At 42.9% G+C, this 19,697-nt stretch carries 17 protein-coding genes; 5 read left to right on the forward strand and 12 right to left on the reverse strand.

From position 1 onward, the window contains the following. Positions 1-66: 66 nt before the first annotated feature. From VTAP4600_RS13935 to VTAP4600_RS13945, 3 genes are all read left to right on the forward strand, one after another. Positions 67-795: a redoxin family protein gene (locus VTAP4600_RS13935; protein WP_102523345.1), complete on the forward strand. Its 729-nt coding sequence runs from the start codon at positions 67-69 to the stop codon at positions 793-795. Between the two features lie 173 nt (positions 796-968). Next, positions 969-2,420, forward strand: coding sequence for a dihydrolipoyl dehydrogenase (locus VTAP4600_RS13940; protein WP_102523346.1), 1,452 nt, complete (start codon positions 969-971; stop codon positions 2,418-2,420). 222 nt (positions 2,421-2,642) lie between these two features. After that, positions 2,643-3,974 carry an MATE family efflux transporter gene (locus VTAP4600_RS13945; RefSeq protein ID WP_102523347.1) on the forward strand — a complete coding sequence of 444 codons (1,332 nt, stop codon included), beginning with the start codon at positions 2,643-2,645 and terminating at the stop codon, positions 3,972-3,974. Positions 3,975-4,186: 212 nt separating this feature from the next. Here the strand turns inward: VTAP4600_RS13945 and cysE are convergent, their stop codons facing one another. The 4 genes from cysE to VTAP4600_RS13965 all read right to left on the reverse strand — a co-directional run bounded on the left by cysE (position 4,187) and on the right by VTAP4600_RS13965 (position 7,531). Beyond that, complete coding sequence (gene cysE / locus VTAP4600_RS13950; RefSeq protein ID WP_102523348.1) at positions 4,187-5,008, reverse strand: serine O-acetyltransferase; 822 nt, start codon at positions 5,006-5,008, stop codon at positions 4,187-4,189. 211 nt (positions 5,009-5,219) lie between these two features. Further along, positions 5,220-6,254 (reverse strand): NAD(P)H-dependent glycerol-3-phosphate dehydrogenase, encoded by a 1,035-nt coding sequence (gpsA, locus tag VTAP4600_RS13955; protein WP_102523349.1) that lies wholly within the window; start codon positions 6,252-6,254, stop codon positions 5,220-5,222. Between the two features lie 168 nt (positions 6,255-6,422). After that, positions 6,423-6,893, reverse strand: coding sequence for a protein-export chaperone SecB (gene secB / locus VTAP4600_RS13960; RefSeq protein WP_102523350.1), 471 nt, complete (start codon positions 6,891-6,893; stop codon positions 6,423-6,425). Positions 6,894-7,096: 203 nt separating this feature from the next. Continuing rightward, positions 7,097-7,531, reverse strand: a complete 435-nt coding sequence (locus VTAP4600_RS13965) for a rhodanese-like domain-containing protein (RefSeq protein ID WP_102523351.1) — start codon at positions 7,529-7,531, stop codon at positions 7,097-7,099. Between the two features lie 447 nt (positions 7,532-7,978). Here VTAP4600_RS13965 and gpmM point away from each other — a divergent pair, with 447 nt between their 5' ends. Together gpmM and VTAP4600_RS13975 are read left to right on the forward strand one after the other, a co-directional pair. Then, positions 7,979-9,517: a 2,3-bisphosphoglycerate-independent phosphoglycerate mutase gene (gene gpmM, locus VTAP4600_RS13970; RefSeq protein WP_102523352.1), complete on the forward strand. Its 1,539-nt coding sequence runs from the start codon at positions 7,979-7,981 to the stop codon at positions 9,515-9,517. A gap of 82 nt (positions 9,518-9,599) precedes the next feature. After that, positions 9,600-10,751, forward strand: coding sequence for a murein hydrolase activator EnvC family protein (locus VTAP4600_RS13975; RefSeq protein WP_102524000.1), 1,152 nt, complete (start codon positions 9,600-9,602; stop codon positions 10,749-10,751). Between the two features lie 361 nt (positions 10,752-11,112). Here the strand turns inward: VTAP4600_RS13975 and VTAP4600_RS13985 are convergent, their stop codons facing one another. From VTAP4600_RS13985 to rfbG, 8 genes are all read right to left on the reverse strand, one after another. Further along, positions 11,113-11,661 carry a sugar transferase gene (locus VTAP4600_RS13985; RefSeq protein ID WP_102523353.1) on the reverse strand — a complete coding sequence of 183 codons (549 nt, stop codon included), beginning with the start codon at positions 11,659-11,661 and terminating at the stop codon, positions 11,113-11,115. Positions 11,662-11,667: 6 nt separating this feature from the next. Continuing rightward, positions 11,668-12,639, reverse strand: coding sequence for a UDP-glucose 4-epimerase family protein (locus VTAP4600_RS13990; RefSeq protein WP_415239661.1), 972 nt, complete (start codon positions 12,637-12,639; stop codon positions 11,668-11,670). Beyond that, entirely contained in the window at positions 12,629-13,813 is a 1,185-nt protein-coding gene (locus VTAP4600_RS13995; RefSeq protein ID WP_102523354.1) for a glycosyltransferase, read from the reverse strand. Before VTAP4600_RS13995 ends, VTAP4600_RS13990 begins: the two co-directional genes overlap by 11 nt. A gap of 196 nt (positions 13,814-14,009) precedes the next feature. After that, entirely contained in the window at positions 14,010-15,923 is a 1,914-nt protein-coding gene (locus VTAP4600_RS14000; protein WP_102524002.1) for a polysaccharide biosynthesis protein, read from the reverse strand. A 521-nt stretch (positions 15,924-16,444) separates the two neighbouring features. After that, on the reverse strand, positions 16,445-17,251 hold the full coding sequence (locus tag VTAP4600_RS14005; protein ID WP_102523355.1) for a glycosyltransferase family 2 protein: 807 nt from the start codon (positions 17,249-17,251) through the stop codon (positions 16,445-16,447). Beyond that, complete coding sequence (locus tag VTAP4600_RS14010) at positions 17,241-18,161, reverse strand: NAD-dependent epimerase/dehydratase family protein (protein ID WP_102523356.1); 921 nt, start codon at positions 18,159-18,161, stop codon at positions 17,241-17,243. The genes VTAP4600_RS14005 and VTAP4600_RS14010 overlap by 11 nt, the downstream gene beginning before the upstream one ends. After that, entirely contained in the window at positions 18,158-18,595 is a 438-nt protein-coding gene (locus VTAP4600_RS14015; RefSeq protein ID WP_102523357.1) for a dTDP-4-dehydrorhamnose 3,5-epimerase family protein, read from the reverse strand. Before VTAP4600_RS14015 ends, VTAP4600_RS14010 begins: the two co-directional genes overlap by 4 nt. Continuing rightward, a complete protein-coding gene (gene rfbG, locus VTAP4600_RS14020; protein WP_102524003.1) occupies positions 18,596-19,696 on the reverse strand; it encodes a CDP-glucose 4,6-dehydratase in 1,101 nt (366 codons plus the stop codon). Position 19,697: the final 1 nt, after the last annotated feature.

A 19,697-nucleotide genomic window follows, 5' to 3' on the forward strand; every position in this document is an offset into this window, starting at 1 on the left:
CAGCTCTATAATGAATAACTCAACGCTGATTGTTGAAACTAACCAAAAATTTTAAGGGTACCAATTATGTTTACATCGAAAGAAGGCCAAGCAATCCCACAAGTGACTTTCCCAACTCGCCAAGGTGACGCATGGGTTAATGTAACAACAGAAGAACTGTTTAAAGACAAAACAGTCATCGTATTTAGCTTGCCAGGAGCTTTCACTCCAACGTGTTCTTCAAGCCACTTACCACGTTACAACGAGCTACATTCGGTATTTAAAGATCACGGCGTTGACGAGATTCTATGTGTTTCTGTTAACGACACCTTTGTAATGAACGCTTGGAAAAATGACCAAGAAGCCGAAAACATCACCTTCATCCCAGATGGCAACGGTGACTTCACAGACGGCATGGGTATGTTAGTTGACAAAAATGACCTAGGCTTTGGTAAGCGTTCATGGCGCTACAGCATGCTGGTTAAAAACGGCGTAGTTGAAAAAATGTTCATAGAAGAAGACGTAGCGGGTGACCCGTTCAAAGTTTCTGATGCTGACACAATGCTTAACTTTGTTGCACCAGAGTACAAGTCGCAGGAATCAATCACAGTATTTACTAAACCTGGCTGCCCTTTCTGTGTGAAAGCGAAACAAAACTTGATTGATCACGGTCTTCAATATGAGGAAGTAGTTTTAGGTAAAGACGCGACAACCGTCAGCCTACGAGCAATCACTGGCCGCACAACGGTTCCACAAGTTTTCATCGGTGGTAAACACATCGGCGGCAGTGAAGAGCTGGAAGTGCATTTGGGTTAACGGGTTACGGGTTACGGGTTACGGGTTACGGGTTACGGGTTACGGGTTACGGGTTGATTTTTACTCCATAGTCACTGCTGTCAACGCTTTTCCCGTGACCTGTGACCTGTAGGACAACCTCCTCCGAATTCACCCTAAGTCTTTCTTTATATAAATAATATCGGACAATAATCATGAATCAATTAAGTGTAGATGTCGCAATTATCGGTGGTGGTACTGCTGGTTTGGGTGCTTACCGGGCTGCTAAAGCTCACGGAGCAAAAGTAGTCATGATTGAAGGTGGCCCTTATGGCACCACATGTGCTCGCGTGGGTTGCATGCCATCTAAACTCTTGATTGCAGCAGCAGAAAGCGTGCATCAAATTGAAAAGGCACCGGCTTTTGGTGTTTACCCTCAAGGTGAAACCGTCATTAATGGCCGTGAAGTCATGGACCGCGTAAAACGTGAACGTGACCGCTTTGTTGGCTTTGTTATTGAAGGTGTTGATGAGATTCCAGCTGAAGATAAAATCTCTGGCTACGCAAAATTCGCTGACAATGAAACTCTCATTGTGGACGACCACACTGAAATTAAAGCAAAGCGCATTGTCATGGCAACAGGTTCTCGCCCTGCCTACCCGGGAGTTTGGAATGAACTGGGTGATCGCTTAATTGTGAACGACGATTTGTTTGAGTGGGACGATCTTCCTGAGTCTGTTGCGGTATTCGGCCCTGGCGTTATTGGCCTTGAGCTCGGCCAAGCGCTGCATCGCTTAGGCGTGAAAGTGAAGATGTTTGGTCTTGGCGGTCAAGTTGGCCCAATCACTGACCCAGAAGTCATGGCTTATGCCAATAAAACATTCCAACAAGAGTTTTACTTAGACGCTGATGTAAAAGTAGAGAGCATCAAGCGCATTGAAGACAAAGTAGAAATTCAATTCATCAACCACGATGGTGAACTGGAAACATTTAATACTGACTATTTATTAGCGGCAACGGGTCGTAGACCCAATGTTGACAAGCTAGCACTAGAAAACACAGACGTCGCTCTGGATGAACGTGGTGTGCCAACGGCCGACCACTACACATTACAAACATCAGTGGAAAGCATTTTTATCGCTGGTGATGCAAGCAACCAATTGCCGCTGCTGCACGAAGCCGCAGACCAAGGCCGAATTGCGGGTGACAATGCAGGTCGCTTCCCTGACATTCGTGCTGGTTTACGTCGTTCATCGATTTCAGCCGTATTCAGCGACCCTCAAATTGCGATGGTCGGTGAAACATACAAACAAATTACCGAACGTCTTGGTAACTGTGGCTGTTTTGCAACGGGTGCCGTTTCATTTGAAAACCAAGGTCGCTCTCGTGTGATGCTGCGTAACAAAGGCGTTTTGCACGTCTATGGCGAACAAGGCACAGGCCGCTTCCTAGGTGCTGAAATGATGGGACCAAATGCGGAACATTTAGCGCACTTACTGGCATGGGCTCACCAAAATAAGATGACGGTATCTGAAATGCTAGACATGCCTTTCTACCACCCAGTGCTTGAAGAAGGCGTGCGTACTGCACTACGTGATTTGAATGCGAAACTGCATTTAGGCCCAGAGATGGTGAAACATTGCCTAGATTGTGGTCCAGGGTGTTAATAAGCCGCTGCGCGGTTTAGGTTCTAGAGCGGTCGCAAGCTCCCTGCTAGGGGCTGGGCCGCTTCGGTTCTAAGTTCTAAGTTCTAAGTTCTAAGTTCTAAGTTCTAAGTTCTATAAAAATGTTACAACCACCGATAACCAATATTCTACATTCTTCCTCGACTAAATTTCCCTATCTCGTTATCCTATTCCGCTTTCTTATAGATAAAGTTGTTCCTATAAATGCAAGATAAACACGGATTGCTGACCGCACCGATTGATGTGGTTCTGCGTCAAATGACAGTACCTATGGTGTTTGGCATCGTTGCAATTTTAATGTTTAACTTAGTTGATACCTTCTTTATCTCTTTGCTTGGTACCCAATCGCTTGCTGCTATTAGCTTTACCTTCCCTGTCACCTTTACGGTGAACTGTATTACGATGGGGATCGGGATGGGGCTTTCAACCAATATAGGCCGACTTCTAGGCCGAGGGGATAATCAACAAGCAGCTCGATTCTCTTCTCATGGCCTATTACTTGCTGTGCTGTTGGTCATCGTCGCCTCAAGCTTTGGCGTGACTTCTATAGAGCCATTATTTCGATTATTAGGTGCAGAACCACAACTTATTCCACTCATCGAGCAATACATGCAGGTTTGGTATTTGACCATTCCATTGCTTGTTATACCAATGGCGGGCAATGCCGCGATTCGCGCTGGCGGCGATACAAAAACACCGGCAAAAATCATGATGTTAGCGGGGTTGATCAACGGTATTCTCGACCCATTATTAATTTTCGGAATTGGCCCTTTTCCTGAACTCGGCATTCAAGGCGCAGCCATCGCCTCAGCACTCAGTTGGTTAGGTGCACTCACAGGCTCGCTTTATGTCCTGATCAAACGCGAAAAATTGCTGGCGTTACCTTACTTCCCGACTCTGTTTTCAGACTGGCGACAGATCTTAAAAATAGGCACACCAGCGGCAATTTCCAATGCCATGACTCCGCTTTCTGGCGCAGTACTGATGATTCTGTTAGCCAAGCACGGTACCGAAGCTGTGGCTGCTTATGGTGCGGCTCAGCGAGTGGAATCGGTATTATTGTTGGTGATGATGGCGCTGACCTCCGCCTTAACGCCATTTATGGCGCAAAATATCGGCGCCAACAACTACCAGCGAAGCTTCAAAGCGCTTTTCTTAAGCATGCGTTTTTCTATTGTTTTTCAACTGCTGATATTCATCATGATGGTGCCTTTAAGCCACGCATTATCTGAACTCTTCTCCCAAGAGCAAAGCGTTCGCGACCTACTCTGGCACTACTTACTGTTCGTACCTTTCAGCTATGGTTTCCAAGGCATCATGATGGTATTAATCAGCGGATTAAATGCAATGCATAAACCGATGCAGGCATTCTGTTGGAGTGGTTTTCGATTATTCGGATTAACCCTCCCCTCCGCATGGATAGGCAGCTTGATATACAGCATTGAAGGCTTGTTCATCGGTATCGCCGTTGGCAATATCCTAGGTGGGATTTTAGGGTATTTGTATGCGGTGAAGTTGAGGAAAGAGTTTGAGTGAAGAAGGATCTTAGATTACAGAGACGGGCTTTGCCCTGAGATTACAGAAAAGTGCGGAAGCACTAGATCGGCCGCTGGCTCCCTGCTAGAAACTAGAACGCTTCGCTGCTATAAGAGCAAAAGCAAAACTGCATCGTTTCCCCTCTCACCCCTGCTCTTATAGTCTCTAGTCTCTAAGTAAGCGAAGCGCATTCTGTAATCTGTATTCCGCTTCTATATCCCATCCCCACCCACAAACGTTTGTGATTTACCATTAAACTGCTGATCCATATCCAGTGATGGTTTGTCTGTTTGTGGTTTACCAACGATTTTTGCAGGAACGCCAGCCACTGTGGTATGCGCCGGTACGGCTTGTAATACGACGGAGCCTGAACCAATTTTAGCGCCTTGGCCGACTTCGATATTCCCTAGAATTTTCGAGCCTGCACCAATCATAACGCCTTCTCGAATTTTAGGGTGTCGATCACCGCATTCTTTACCTGTACCACCCAGCGTCACGTCTTGAAGAATAGAGACGTCATTTTCTACAATGGCCGTTTCACCAATAACAATCCCGGTAGCGTGATCGAGCATGATGCCGTGACCAATGCGCGCCGCAGGGTGAATGTCGACTTGGCAAGCCACTGAAATTTGATTTTGCAAATAGGTCGCTAAAGCACTTCGCCCTTGCTTCCATAACCAGTTAGCGACACGGTAGCCTTGCAGTGCATGGTACCCTTTCAAATAAAGCAATGGCATGGAATACATAGCAACTGCGGGGTCACGATTTACCGTCGCGCAAATATCACAAGCCGCTGCACCAGTAATAGACGGATCGGCTTTAAACGCTTGCTCGACAACTTCACGCACAGCCATCGCAGGCATTGATGCCGTCTTAAGTTTATTGGCTAAGATATAACTTAACGCAGCGCCTAGGCTATCGTGATTGATGATCGTGGCGTGATAAAAACTCGCCAACATCGGCTCTTGTTCAGACTGCTCACGCGCCTCACGAACAATCGCTTCCCACACTACTTGTTTTTCACATCGCTTCATTGTTTTTTCCAATCGTCCTTGGAGAGATAAGAGTATTAGAGTACAGAGACGGGCTTCGCCCTGAGAATACAGAAATGAGATCGCTTCGCTACTAGAAACGAGACCGCTTCGCTCCTATAAGAACAAAAGCAAAACCACCTTACGGCCCCGCTCTTATAGTCTCTAGTCTCTAGTAAGCAAAGCGTATTCTGTATTCTTTACTCTTCCCCACCTACGCCTCTGATTTCTTATCTCGAGCTAATAGATCTTGCGCAGCCATACGTGCATCTTTTCCTTGATACAGTACTTGATAGATTTGGTCAACTATCGGCATCTCTACACCAATGCGTTTTGCTAGTACCCACACCTCTTTGGTGTTGCGGTAACCTTCAACCACTTGGCCGATTTCTTCTTGTGCTGTATCGACGTCTTTGCCAGTACCTAGCGCCAAACCAAAACGTCGGTTACGAGATTGGTTATCGGTACAAGTGAGCACCAAATCACCTAAGCCGGCCATGCCCATAAAGGTTTCTTGCTGCGCACCTAATGCCGTGCCTAAACGAGTCATCTCTGCTAGACCGCGAGTAATGAGAGCTGTTCGGGCATTAGCACCAAAACCAATACCATCAGACATGCCAGCACCAATCGCAATCACGTTTTTCACCGCGCCACCCAACTGCATGCCGATAAAGTCGGTATTTGCGTAAACACGGAAGGTTTTGCTGCAGTGGATTTTTTCTTGCAGATCTTTTACAAATTCTTCATCAGGAGAGGCAACAGAAATCGCGGTCGGCATGCCCATAGCGAGTTCTTTAGCAAATGTAGGCCCAGAAAGCACCGCTAACGAATAACTTTCACCGATGATGTCGTGAGCCACTTCTTTTAATAGACGGCCGGTTTCTGGCTCTAGCCCTTTCGTTGCCCAACACATACGAGTATCGTCACGTAAATGCGGTTTCAAACTTTTTAACACAATACCAAATACATGGCTTGGCACGACCACCAGCAAATCTCGGCTAGCGTGTACCGCTTTTTCTAAATCCGATTCAACAATCAAAGATTCAGGAAAGTCGATACCAGGCAAAAATTCATGATTAGCACGATCCGCTTCTAGGCGATCCATATGCTGTTTTTCATGGCCCCAAATCACTACATTTGCACCGTTACGCGCCAATGAAATCGCCAGAGATGTGCCGTAAGAACCTGCGCCAATCACCGTCATCGCAATGTCTTTGCCGTAAACCTGTTCGCCGAAAGCTTGTGTCATTTTTCTGCCTGATAGGTAGGAGTCAATTAAGACTATTCTAAAATAAAAAAATGCACATCGCATCGAAAGATTTGATGTGCATTCAGTAGGCGCTAGGCAACAGGACGCTTCGCTACAGGCTTCAGGGATTTATGCCCTTCGCCTTAGGCCGCTTGCCTTAAGCCTTAATTACGCTTCTGATTCTGCTTCTGCAGAGCCTTCAGCTTGGTTTTGTAGGTAGTTCATGAACAATGCATCAAAGTTAACTGGTGCTAGGTTCAGTTGTGGGAACGTACCTTTAACCACTAGGCTTGAGATAGTTTCACGAGCGTATGGGAATAGGATGTTAGGGCAGAATGCGCCTAGGCAATGTGCTAGTTGACCCGCTTCCATTTGACCAGCAGTGAAGATACCACCTTGCTGAACTTCACATAGGAACGCTGTTTCTTCTTCGTTCTTAACCGTAACCGTTAGACGAAGGATGACTTCGTAAACGCCTTCACCAAGCTCACGGCTTTGCGTGTCTAGGTCTAACTTAACATCTGGGTTCCATTCTTTTTGGAACATGTCAGGAGAGTTAGGCGCTTCAAAAGAAACGTCTTTAAGGAAGATGCGTTGGATAGCGAATTGTTGTGCTTCTTGAGGTGCTGCTTCAGCCATGATTAAAGTCCTTTAAAATATTGTATCAGTTTGCACCGAGCCTAACCGAGCCGAAATGGTTTGACTAGGAAACCTTGGCAGTACGTGCCAAAGCTCACATCTCTTCGCCTTGGTTGACGAAAAATCACTCAGTGCAATAAAAATCGAGTGTGTGCTACTTATTGTGTGACGGTTTGCTAGAGCCCACCGTATTTAACAATCGTCTATTTTTTGCCACGTACTAGCGGCATGTTTGCTTCGTTCCAAGCAATAAGACCATTCTTCAATAAGTGAACGTTTTCAAAACCTGCTTTAGCCAGCTCATTTGCACTTGCTACTGCGGTTTGGCCCGTCTTACATACAACTGTAATTGGGCTCGATTTGTACTTTTCAAGGCTAGAAATAGAGCCATTTTTAATATCAGACGGCAAAATGTGAACTGCGCCCGTAATGTGACCCTGTTTGTACTCATCAAGTGAGCGAATATCAATCACTACGCCTTCATCACGGTTGATGAACTGAGTCACTTCAGCTGGCGTCACTTCTTTGTAACCGGCCGTTTTAGCTTTAACAATGTTCATAATAAGGGCAACAAAAAGACCAGCCCATACCACAACCATAATCATATTTTGAGAAATAAAATCCATGTACTCTTGCATATATTACGCTCTTGCAATGTGTTTGCTTAAATTATGAGGGCACGAGTATAGCGTGAGGGTGCGATAGATGCGAGAGGTGTGGGCAGAAATGAGAATTCAGGATGCGCTTTGCTTATTTAGATTACAGAGACGGGCTTTGCCCTGAGAATACAGAAAAGTGCGAAGAGGCTAGAGACTATAAAAGCAGGAACCGAAAGCGCAAACGAGGATAGATGAGAGATTGATGCTTTTTGCTTCTGCTTCTGCTTCTGCTTCTGCTTCTGCACTTATAGGAGCGCAGCGCATTCTGTATTCGCTTTCAATCCCTCTCGCTTCTGATTTTTTTTGTTAAAAACTTTTACTACCGAAATATAATTAGGTCATTTATTGACGCAAAGCGGTAAAACTGTAGTAAAATTACGCTAATTTGTTTTGTAAGTTACTTTGAATTTGACGAGGTCGGAAATTATGTCTACTAAGAAGCCAATGGCTTTAGTAATCCTAGACGGTTGGGGATACCGTGAAGATAACTCTAACAATGCGATCGCTAACGCGAAAACGCCAGTAATGGACGCATTGTTTGCAAACCAACCAAACACGCTAATCTCTGCATCAGGAATGGATGTGGGTTTACCAGATGGCCAAATGGGTAACTCTGAAGTGGGTCACACTAACATTGGTGCTGGTCGCGTGGTCTATCAAGATCTTACTCGTATTACTAAGTCTATTGCTGACGGCGAATTCGAGCAAACTGAAGCGCTTGTTAACGCTATCGATAAAGCCGTTTCAAATGGCAAAGCCGTTCACCTAATGGGCCTAATGTCTCCTGGTGGCGTTCATAGCCATGAAGATCACATCTACGCAGCCGTGAAAATGGCAGCAGCACGTGGCGCTGAAAAAATCTACCTACACTGCTTCCTAGACGGACGTGATACTCCGCCACGTAGCGCACAGAATTCCCTACAACGTTTCCAAGACCTATTCGCAGAGCTTGGTAAAGGCCGTGTTGCTTCTCTTGTGGGTCGTTACTACGCAATGGACCGTGATAACAACTGGGATCGCGTTCAAGTTGCTTACGACTTACTGACTCAAGCAAAATCAGAGTTCACTGTTGATAGCGCAGTAGCAGGCCTTGAAGCCGCTTACGCTCGTGACGAAAACGATGAGTTTGTTAAAGCAACAGAAATCAAAGCTGAAGGCCAAGAGTCTGCCGCTATCGTTGATGGCGATGCCGTTATCTTCATGAACTACCGTGCTGACCGTGCTCGTCAGATCACACGTACTTTCGTTGAAGACTTTGCAGGTTTTGAGCGTGCGGTATTCCCCGCAATCGACTTCGTAATGCTAACTCAGTACGCAGCAGACATCCCGCTAGCGGCAGCATTCAAGCCAGCTTCTCTTGAGAACACATTTGGTGAGTGGCTATCTAAAGAAGGCAAAACTCAGCTTCGTATCTCTGAAACTGAAAAGTACGCGCACGTTACTTTCTTCTTCAACGGCGGTGTTGAAAACGAATTTGAAGGCGAAGTACGCAGCCTAGTTGCTTCACCAAAAGTAGCCACTTACGACCTACAACCAGAAATGAGCTCTGCTGAGCTAACAGAAAAACTGGTTGCAGCGATTAAGTCTGGCGAATACGACAACATCATTTGTAACTACCCTAACCCAGATATGGTTGGTCACACTGGCGTTTACGAAGCAGCTGAAAAAGCAATCGAAGCCATTGATGAGTGCATGGCGAAAGTCATCGCAGCAATCAAAGAAGTCGATGGCCAAATGCTAGTAACCGCTGACCACGGTAATGCAGAAATGATGGTTGACCCTGAAACAGGCGGCATCCACACAGCGCACACTAACCTACCTGTACCGCTAATCTACGTTGGTAACAAAGAACTAGAATTTGTTGAAGGCGGTAAGCTTTCTGATCTAGCACCAACAATGCTTAAGCTAACAGATATGGAAATCCCTGCGGAGATGTCTGGTCAGGTTATCGTTAATCTGAAATAATCATTCCCAGTATCAAGAGCCTAGCCCATTCTCATAACGATGAGTATACGCAGGCTCTTTTATTGGCGATAAGATGATTCAGATGTCCCTGATTAAGCAAACAGTATTCTTAAACGCCAGTGCCCTACGCACTGGCGTTTTGTCATGTCTAATAACTGTCGGTCTATGCTCTGCACTACCAGCAAATGCCAACCAAGCAGAACTCAAAGGCGTAAAGTCTGAAATAGCTCGCCAGCAACAACAACTGTCCTCAAATCAAAAGAAGTTCAACAAACAACAAAACGATCTTAAAAAGCACGAGCTGGCTATTTCGAGCCAAACTAAAAAAATTCATCAAACTGAACAACAACTCAAAACGGCCAATAAAAAACTCTCTCAGTATCAAACTCAATTTGGTCAACTTGAAGAACAAAAACAGCAGCAACTCGAAACCTTAAGCGAGCTGGTAAAAACCTATTACATCACTCGTCGCAAGTACGATACGGCAACGCTTTTCCAAGGCAATAACAAAGCCGAGTTAGACCGAATCAGTCATTATTTCCAACATCTTGCGACCCAGCGCGCCGCTGCCATTGAAGATTTAAGCCAAACAGAAAGCCAAATCGACTCAACGCATCAGGCGCTCAAACAAGAACAACAGCAGATCGCCAATTTACTCGACGCACAAAAAAAGCGCCGCAGTGAACTGCAGCGCTCTCAATCTAGCCGTAAAAAGACCTTAGCAAAAATTCAAACCAACATCCGTAGCGACAAAAACTATCTTGCCGAACTGCAAAAAAATGAAAACCGCCTAAAAGCCGAGATAGCAAAAGCCGCCAAACGCAACGCCGTATTAATGGACGGCCTCGCCAAACAACGCGGTAAGCTACCGTGGCCTCTAAAAGGCAAAATACTGCACAGCTTTGGCACCAAGCAAACTGGCCAGATCAATTGGAAAGGCGTCGTAATAGCCGCCAAGTACGAACAACCAGTGAAAGCCGTTTACTCTGGCACGGTGGTATTTGCAGAATACTTACGTGGTTATGGGTTGTTGGTACTGCTTGATCACGGAAAAGGCGACATGACCCTTTATGGGTTTAACCAAACCTTGATGAAGAAAGAAGGTGATAAAGTGAGGGCCGGAGAGACGATTGCTCTTGCTGGAGATACCGGAGGGCAAGATCGCGCTTCGCTGTATTTTGAGATTAGAAGGAATAGTGAAGCGCAGAATCCGAAAAGGTGGTTGATGAGGTAGGGAAAAACACTACAGAAACCACATGAAATTTCGACCATAGCTAGCGTCCAAGAGCCTTACTTAGGTAGTATTCATCCAACACGCACTGCATTCGTTTACAATTAATACCACCCTTGAGGCCCTTGTCACTATTTAAAAGGTTCAAGCATACCTGCCTGCTCCTAGCGAAAGCCTCTGTGCAAGCGCGTTATATCATGCAATTCTTTTACACTTAACGCTCTCCAACAAAGCTTTGCAGCACTGACTGCTTATAATAAGCGGTGTTTTTCAAGCTAGTTGTCACTAGATGCTTAATCTAGTGTTCCTTGACTACCTCTAACGGTCAAGAAATAGTCTGGGCATTTATTCACTATCTATTGGGTTACTTTACTGCATCACCAGAGCCATTGCCTGTTGCAGTCATAATTATGTATTTAAAGTAAGACTTTATCGTTAAAGTATCAATCATCTCCTTATCTGTTTTAGCCAATAACGCAGGAGTCGACATATCAATATTTTGCACTTGTGCTAAACCAGTTACTCCTGGTAGTACATTATATACACCTAGTGCGTCACGCTCCTTTATTAACTCTTCTTGGTTAAATAAGTTTGGTCTAGGACCAACTAAGCTCATTTCGCCTTTTAGCACATTAATCAACTGTGGTAGTTCATCAATTTTTGTTTTACGTAAAAAATAGCCTAACTTTGTAATGGGTACATTGCTTACTAAGTGGCTAGCTACCGACTTAGTTTCTACTGGCATAGTACGAAACTTAATTAATCTAAATGGTTTTTTATGGCGCCCAACTCGCTCTTGAATAAAAACAGGAGAGCCTATATCAAACAGACCAATAATAATAACAACAAGCAGAATTGGCCATAAAAGAAGCAAGCCAAAAAACGCAGCTATAACATCAATAACTCGTATCATATCTTATTACTTCTTTCGTGATTTTAAAAATTCATTAGCGGTGTCATTAAAACCATCCTCAAAACTATAAGGTGGCCTCCAACCAAGCACTTCTTTTGTATGTGAAATATCCACCTGCAAAGACCCGAGTAATCTATCAATAATATCTTTTTTTCCACATATGTTACCCATAAGATTATAGCAACACTTGGGAACAGGTAATTGCCACTGGGGCTTACCTAAAGACTTGGCCATTTGGCGAACCATTTCTGATGTTGAAACATCGTGATCATCAGAAACCAAGAAAATTTGGTTAGATGCTTGGGGATGTTCAATACAAGTGATAACAAGATCAACTAAGTTATTTACATATACTAGACTACGTTTATTACTAGTAATACAACCAAATGGTAACGGAACACCTCGATTAACCAAATTAAGTAGAGAAGCAAAATTTGCTTTAACCTCAGGGCCGTAAATTAACGGAGATCGAATAATAACCACCTCTAAGTCTGATTTACTCGCAAGCTCCAAGAGTTTTTCTTCAGCTTCAGCTTTAGACTGACCATAAAAATCCTCTGCCGCCGGAATGTCAGTAGAGGTATATGGCGCCCCTAATAAGGTAGATTCTCCATTAACTTTAATTGTGCTAATAAATATAAACCTCTTAACCCCTGAATCGATAGCTTGCCTTGCTAGATTAAGCGTTCCAAGCGTATTAACATCTCTATATTCTGCTAAAGAATCTGAAGATTCATCAGACATAACATGAACTCGAGCAGCGGTATGGATAATAACGTCTACACCAGTTAGAGCGCTTTGCCAATTTGTAGAGCCATTAATTGAACCAACTTCCTGTACATTTTCACTTAACGTTATGTTTTCATCACATACCCGAACAGCACTTTTGACTAATGAATACTTATTACCTAAAGATTGAACTAATTGTTTTCCCAGAAAACCATTAGCACCTGTTATTAAACAGCCTTTATTTATCACCAAAATCACCCATCAACTTTTTATATTCGTCAACCACTAGAGAATTAACCTGGTCTGAACCAAAATATTTTATCGCTCTATTCCTAGCATTTACTCCCATTTCAGACCTTAATACATGGTCAGTTAAGAGTAAGTGAAGCGCGCTAGCTAATGACTTAACATTTTTTGCCTCTACTAGTACCCCTGTTTCTCCATCTTGAACAGCATCACTCAATCCATAAATATTAGATGCAACAGAAGGTATTCCCATAGACGCTGATTCAATAATAACAGTACCAAATCCTTCTCTATAGCTAGGTAAACAAAAAACATCTGCTATGGATAAGTACTTTTCAGGGGAATCCGTAAACCCTGTAGATATAACTCTCTCCCTTGAAGAAATATAAGTACTTAAATCTAACCCATCAACCTTTAACTCTTCATCAATCGGGCCGACCAATAGCAATGACACATTAACTTTGTCAGCAATTAGCATTTCAAAAGCTTTCAATAACTCTAAAATCCCTTTATCTCTGGTTATTCTGCCAACAAAAATTAGAACTACAGCATCTTCTGAGATGTTTAAAAGGTTACGAAGTTCATTTTTCGTACTATCGGGAAAACGATCCCTATTAAATCTGCTTAAATTTACTCCTGCTAATGAACCTTCACCTAAAACGGTTAGGTCATCTTGTTTACATACTCCTTCAGATATAAGAAACTGCTTTTGACTTTCACTATCAGCATAGCAATGGTGATTAAGCTTGATCATTAATTTATCAAGAAGTTTTAACAACTTCCTTGACCAGCCTTTTTTCTCTGCCCACACCTGTCCAGTAAAGGTGTGTATTCGAACTGGTGTCCTAGCTAAAAAACCAGCGATAGATGAAAGCAAACCAGCCTTCGGCGTCGTTGAGTGTATAATATCAAATCTTCTAGCCCGAAAAGCTACATACAAGTCAACTAGCGCCTTGAAGTCATTAACAACTTCTATTTTTCTAGGAATTTTCACCTCAATTGTAGAATGCATTGCATCAAACAAAATTTCATTTTCATAGGGTTCAGCAGGACTAGTAATTATAGATACATTGCCTCCCGCAAGGTGGATATCTTTCAACTGAGTAGACAACTGCGAATACACAAAAAAAGGAACTGTTGATACTCGGGCAATATTAGTATTTTCTATACCATTCATTTATCGAACCTTAACAATTAAATAATCACTTACAAATCAATACTAAATAACTAGTCCAATTTATGCCTAACTTTCAGTAGACCATTGATTCTATGACAACCGTACTAACATCCCCCGCTGTTACTGGTTGAACTTTACTTTGTCAATTAACACCATTCACTTAAAGACCAGCCTAAATAATGGTGTCATTGAGTTCTTATATTTTATTCTTCACATTCCAAACCAAATCTCCAATCCCATCTGTCGGATTGAACCCCGTTGGCGTTTCCAGAAAAATATCGCGAATATCTTGATGCTTAAGTTCATGGCACGCTTTATCGAGCCTATCGAGTACAACAGAAAACTCATCAAGCGCTAAATAGCTTTCATTGGCACTCATGATTCGTTGATGTTGAGTCTGAACCACATTGTCTCCAATCAGCAACTCCTCGAAAAGCTTTTCACCAGGGCGAAGACCTGTGAACTTAATTTCCACATCGCCATGTGGGTTTTCAGCAGATTTCACTTCAAGGCCAGACAGCTGAATCAGGTTCGTCGCTAGATCGACAATCCTAACTGGCTCGCCCATATCGAGTACAAACACATCACCACCTTTACCCATCGCACCGGCTTGGATAACCAGTTGCGCAGCTTCAGGGATAGTCATGAAGTAGCGGATGATATCGGGGTGAGTAACTGTGATTGGTTTACCTTCGGCAATCTGTTTTTTGAATAGTGGGATCACCGAACCTGAAGAACCAAGCACATTACCAAAGCGAACCATAGCGAACCGGGTGCCCTTTTCTTTTTCCGTTTCTTGCTCTGCAAGTGCTTGCAAACCCAGTTCGGCCATACGCTTGGTAGTGCCCATTACATTAGTTGGGCGCACCGCTTTGTCTGTTGAAATAAGTACAAAGGATTCAACTCCGGCCTCAATCGCGGCTTTTGCGGTGTAGTAAGTACCAAAGACGTTATTGCGAACGCCTTCCACCACATTGTACTCCACTAATGGAACGTGCTTGTACGCGGCAGCATGGTAAACCGTCTGAACCTTGAACGACTCCATAACTGAAAGTAAGCGATCACTTCGCTGAACTGAACCTAAAATAGTGACAATTTCACAGTCAATCGCATGAAGCAGAGCGTACTCTGATAGCTCTTTATCTATTTGATATAAGCCGAACTCAGAAAGCTCAAACAGAATCAGTTTTGTTGGTTCTTGAGTTAAGATTTGACGACAAAGCTCCGATCCGATAGAGCCACCAGCGCCAGTAACCATGACAACTTTATTAGAAATGTTTGCAGAAAGTAGCGATTGTTCAGGAACAACTGAATCGCGCCCCAACAGATCTTCTATCTCAACTTCTTTAAGTTGATCAATCGAGATCTTCCCATTAACAATGTCTGCAAAGTTTGGGATTGTCAGCACATCTAGATGCTTATCGACAATGGACTCAATGACCTCTCTGCGCTCAGTGCGACTTGCAGACGGCATTGCCAATAACACTTTTTTAATACGATGTTTTTTTACCATGCGATCAAGATATTTACGCCTATAGACAGGAATCCCCTGAATACTGGTCTTATGAATTTTTCTATTGTCGTCAATAAATACAACTGGATTATAGTCATTGCCTTGACAAAGAACATTCGCTAGCTGCCTTCCAGCAGAGCCGGCTCCATAGATAAGCACTGGTTCTTTGTGCCTACCAATTAGTTCAGAAACTAGCAAACGCACAACTAAACGTGAGCCTCCACAAAGCAAAACGATAAAAGTCGCGTAAATAATAGGTACAGAACGAGGCAAAAACGTCTGGTCATAGTAAGCAAACAGTACAAATGATAACGCAGACACCGCTGCGGAGATGCAAATGCTTACGACTGCATATAAACTTAAATAACGTAATATAGCTCGATACAAACCACTTTGTGCAAATAGTAATAATGTAAATAGTTCAACTAACGCTAACAATCGCCAATAATCTGATTCATTAATATAGCCATCTAAATAACCTAAACGTACGTAAAAGCTCCCCCAAAAGGCAAGACCGATAAAAGCAAGATCAATACACACGCTCACAATGCGCTTTAATAGCCTTGGCATAGTCCAAATTGGATTTAAAAATGTCACTAACACTATCTCTCATGATTACTTAAGCTCATACTACCAAAAAGAGCCACGTTATGCGGCTCTTATCCAATACACACTCACCACCCGCCCCCTAACGATATACTTAAAGTAATCTTTGAAGCAAAGCTTATCGAGCATCTGTCTATCGGTTCTTGCTAATAGTTCTAGACTAGACTCATCAATGTTGTTGTTCTGCGCCAGCCTCATTAGACCAGGTAATACATCATAGATGCCTAGCTTATCTCATTTTTGTCGCATCAAATTAACCACTCGTTCTAGTTCCACTTAGCCTTTGTCAGGGCATCTCCAACCTAACGTAGGAACGATGACCAAATCAGAAAACACCAACATTGGACGAACATCACTTCCAAACTGCAAGATAATGGCCTTTCTATTCCGATCTTTGGCCAAGTTATGCTTTGCGAGCTTCTAGAGGTGAGAATAGAAAACCAAGAGACAATAACTATGTATACTCTTTTTAAACTAAGCCAACCCCAAATATAACACTTCGTTCATATTCATCATTTCAACCCCAACAGAGATAGCCGTGCGAATCTTAAGAGATTTGAAAAAAGTACAATAAAGACATATTTTTCTTGTTTTGATTCAATAAGAAATTGGCTGCTCGCCATTAACGATCTTAGAGCAAGCGCTCTTTTTCCGGCATTGTGCCCCAAAGAACTCGCCATTACACGATATCTGACCAACGGAGAGCCGAGGTGAATCAAATGACTCGCTTCTTTGTTCAGCACAGTTAACCAAAGTAAATAATCTTCACACGTGTTCATCTCTTTACTTTCATTAAAGCGCGAGTCACCTAGAAGCCCTTTAGAAACAACCACAGACGAAGTCGTAATTGTATTTCGGAATAGGAGAGCTTTTAATCCGTAAGTGCGGTTCTTTTTGGGTTTCTCACCAGTCGCCTTGTTAAGAAATTCAGATTCCTCATCGATATAGCGAGAATTGGTACAAATCAAGTTTGCATCATCTTCAATATAACACTTCACTTGTTCTTCCAGTTTCGATGGTTCCCAAACATCATCAGCATCAACAAAAGCAATTAGCTCGCCATTTGCTTGTTCAATGCCATCATTACGTGGGGCTGCGGGTCCACCAGAATTGTTCTCCCGCTTGATTACATTAAGCTTAGAGAACTGGTCAGAAAACTCATTGACAAGAGCAAGACTACTGTCCGTTGAAGCATTATCTACAACGATAACTTCATAACTATCATAAGTTTGATTTGCTATTGAAATCAAAGTCTCACGTATATAACTCTCTGCGTTATACATAGGTATAACAATACTAACGACAGGATTAGTGCTCATTATCTGCTCTCAGTAATGATAAAATGCTTATAATTTCTTCATCAACTTTATCTTCAAATGAATAATCAATAACAGTCATAATTTTTTCATTAGAAACCGTCAAAGGCATTGGTTTTGTCGAATCAGAATGATTAACTTCGAGATCGATATTATTTTCACCGAACTGACGACGAACTCGACTCACCAAGTCGAGCACTGATAGTGTGATACCAGAAGATAAGTTCAAGACCTCATTTCGAGTTGAGCTGTGAATTAACTTATCAACAACCCGAACTACATCACCCATCCAAATGTAATCCCTACGCGCTAGCCCATTACCCAACAGCACAATTTTACTTGTTCGGAATGCTTGTCGACAAAGATCGTTAAGAACTAGGTACCATTTATTAGTATCAACAGTGCTTGGGCAGCCGTAGCTATTTGTTAACCTTAAAATCACATAGTTGAGACCAGAAGCTCTTTGATGCTTCTCAATATACTTTTCAGCAAAGTAATGGGTAAGACCATAGTCATTTGCAGGTCTTACCTCACTTTTTTCGTCCACAAAACCATCACTCGCGCCATACACATGGAATGTACTAAAATAGATTAACTTCCCAACACCGTGGCGTTTCAATACTTGGCATAAATATTCAGTACCAAGCGCATTGATTAACAAAGCATCCTTTGCGTAGTTTTCTTTAAAGTGCTCGTTGAAACTTGCTGTATGAATACAAACATCATAGTAACAATCAACCGCATCACGAAGTAACTCTAAGTCAGTTAAGTCAGCTTGAATAAATCTATAATTAGGGTGTGTAATGCTGAAGGACTCATTTCTCGATAACACGGTAACCTGATGATCATTCAGAAAATGCTTGGTTAGCCAACTTCCTAAATTCCCTAGGCCTCCAGTGATAAGAATTTTCATTCGTCACTCCAGTTATACTCAACTTGACTAATAGGTTGGCTCATACTTTCTTCAGGATCATGCTCGATACTCGCAATATTCAGAAGTAAATTCAGTTCACAGCCTACACCTTGAAATGCCAACCAAACACCATGAGGTACCGTTAACCTAGCATAGTTTTCTGGACTAAGAGTAAAACGACTGAATTGGCCATAAGTTGAAGAATCAGGTCGATCATCATAAATGACAAACTTAATCGCCCCAACCGGAACGATTAAATTAAGCACCATTTTACGATGCTTCTTCCACCCTTTAATTTCACCATTAGTGATACTACTAAAGTAAGCCTCTCCAAAAGAAGAGAAGCTCGGCTCAGAAGCTTTAAGCCCCCGAAAAATATCTCCTTTAGGATGCTCTATGCGTAGTAAAGGAGTATAAACAACACCCTCAATCATCTACTTACTCCATGATAGCTCTTGATCTATCGCCGACTGTTGGTATTCATCAATCTGTTGTTCAGTGAACATCATCATATCAGCACGACCTTCGTAAAACTTAAAGTACCATTCGCTAACAAATTTGATGCACTGCTTATAGTTAAGGTTTGCTTCCCAATGAAGATGGAACAATGCCTTATCACAGTTAAGTTTTAGTAAACCCGCCTCATGAAAGGGAATATTATCAGTCACCTCATACGCTTTTTCCTTACCATCGAAATCCCAGTATGCACTCAGATCGGAAAGCAAATCGACAACGGTATGATTTTGTTCTGATTTAGGCCCAAAGTTGTACTGCTCGCCGTGGTGTTTAATATCATTGTCTAATGCCTGCCCTAAAGCTAAATAACCACTTAACGGTTCCAAAACATGTTGCCATGGACGGGTCGCATTAGGGCATCGGATCTCGACTAAGCGTTTTTCACTCCACGCTTTCATACAATCAGCGACAATTCGATCTGCCGCCCAATCACCGCCGCCGATCACATTGCCAGCCCGACCCGTTGCTAGCCTTACTTTGCTATCAGGGCTCGAGAAAAATGAATTTTGATAAGCATGGAAGATAACTTCTGCGGCACCTTTAGAGCCACTATAAATATCTTTTCCACCAAGGTGGTCAGTTTCCTTATACCCCCAAACCCACTCAACATTTTCGTAGCACTTATCACTCGTAATAATTACCGCATTACAGCGTTCATTATATTGTCTAAGTACTTCAAGAACATTCGCGGTACCAACTACATTTGACGTAATGGTCTCTAAAGGATCGCTGTAAGAAAGGGAAACGATAGGCTGTGCTGCGAGATGGAATACAAAATCAGGCTTAAACTCTATCAAGATAGATTTTAGCGTCGCGAGATCGCGGACATCAGCAATATGGTGCTCGATTTTCTGATCAAGTTTTAACTCTTGAAACATTGAAGGCGTTGTTGGAATATCTTTAGACACACCACAAACCTTAGCTCCTAACTTCAAAAGCCATGCGGTTAACCAAGTACCTTTGAAGCCAGTATGTCCTGTAACAAGGACTCGTTTATCTTTGTATATATCTGCAAACATT

It is taken from the genome of Vibrio tapetis subsp. tapetis (assembly GCF_900233005.1).
Classification (GTDB): Bacteria; Pseudomonadota; Gammaproteobacteria; order Enterobacterales; family Vibrionaceae; genus Vibrio; species Vibrio tapetis.

Bases quoted from the DNA above. Each gene is read 5' to 3' on its own strand.
- VTAP4600_RS13935 (WP_102523345.1), top strand. From the start codon at position 67: ATGTTTACATCGAAAGAAGGCCAAGCAATCCCACAAGTGACTTTCCCA.
- VTAP4600_RS13940 (WP_102523346.1), top strand. From the start codon at position 969: ATGAATCAATTAAGTGTAGATGTCGCAATTATCGGTGGTGGTACTGCT.
- VTAP4600_RS13945 (WP_102523347.1), top strand. From the start codon at position 2,643: ATGCAAGATAAACACGGATTGCTGACCGCACCGATTGATGTGGTTCTG.
- cysE (WP_102523348.1), bottom strand. From the start codon at position 5,008: ATGAAGCGATGTGAAAAACAAGTAGTGTGGGAAGCGATTGTTCGTGAG.
- gpsA (WP_102523349.1), bottom strand. From the start codon at position 6,254: ATGACACAAGCTTTCGGCGAACAGGTTTACGGCAAAGACATTGCGATG.
- secB (WP_102523350.1), bottom strand. From the start codon at position 6,893: ATGGCTGAAGCAGCACCTCAAGAAGCACAACAATTCGCTATCCAACGC.
- VTAP4600_RS13965 (WP_102523351.1), bottom strand. From the start codon at position 7,531: ATGCAAGAGTACATGGATTTTATTTCTCAAAATATGATTATGGTTGTG.
- gpmM (WP_102523352.1), top strand. From the start codon at position 7,979: ATGTCTACTAAGAAGCCAATGGCTTTAGTAATCCTAGACGGTTGGGGA.
- VTAP4600_RS13975 (WP_102524000.1), top strand. From the start codon at position 9,600: ATGTCCCTGATTAAGCAAACAGTATTCTTAAACGCCAGTGCCCTACGC.
- VTAP4600_RS13985 (WP_102523353.1), bottom strand. From the start codon at position 11,661: ATGATACGAGTTATTGATGTTATAGCTGCGTTTTTTGGCTTGCTTCTT.
- VTAP4600_RS13995 (WP_102523354.1), bottom strand. From the start codon at position 13,813: ATGAATGGTATAGAAAATACTAATATTGCCCGAGTATCAACAGTTCCT.
- VTAP4600_RS14005 (WP_102523355.1), bottom strand. From the start codon at position 17,251: ATGAGCACTAATCCTGTCGTTAGTATTGTTATACCTATGTATAACGCA.
- VTAP4600_RS14010 (WP_102523356.1), bottom strand. From the start codon at position 18,161: ATGAAAATTCTTATCACTGGAGGCCTAGGGAATTTAGGAAGTTGGCTA.
- VTAP4600_RS14015 (WP_102523357.1), bottom strand. From the start codon at position 18,595: ATGATTGAGGGTGTTGTTTATACTCCTTTACTACGCATAGAGCATCCT.
- rfbG (WP_102524003.1), bottom strand. From the start codon at position 19,696: ATGTTTGCAGATATATACAAAGATAAACGAGTCCTTGTTACAGGACAT.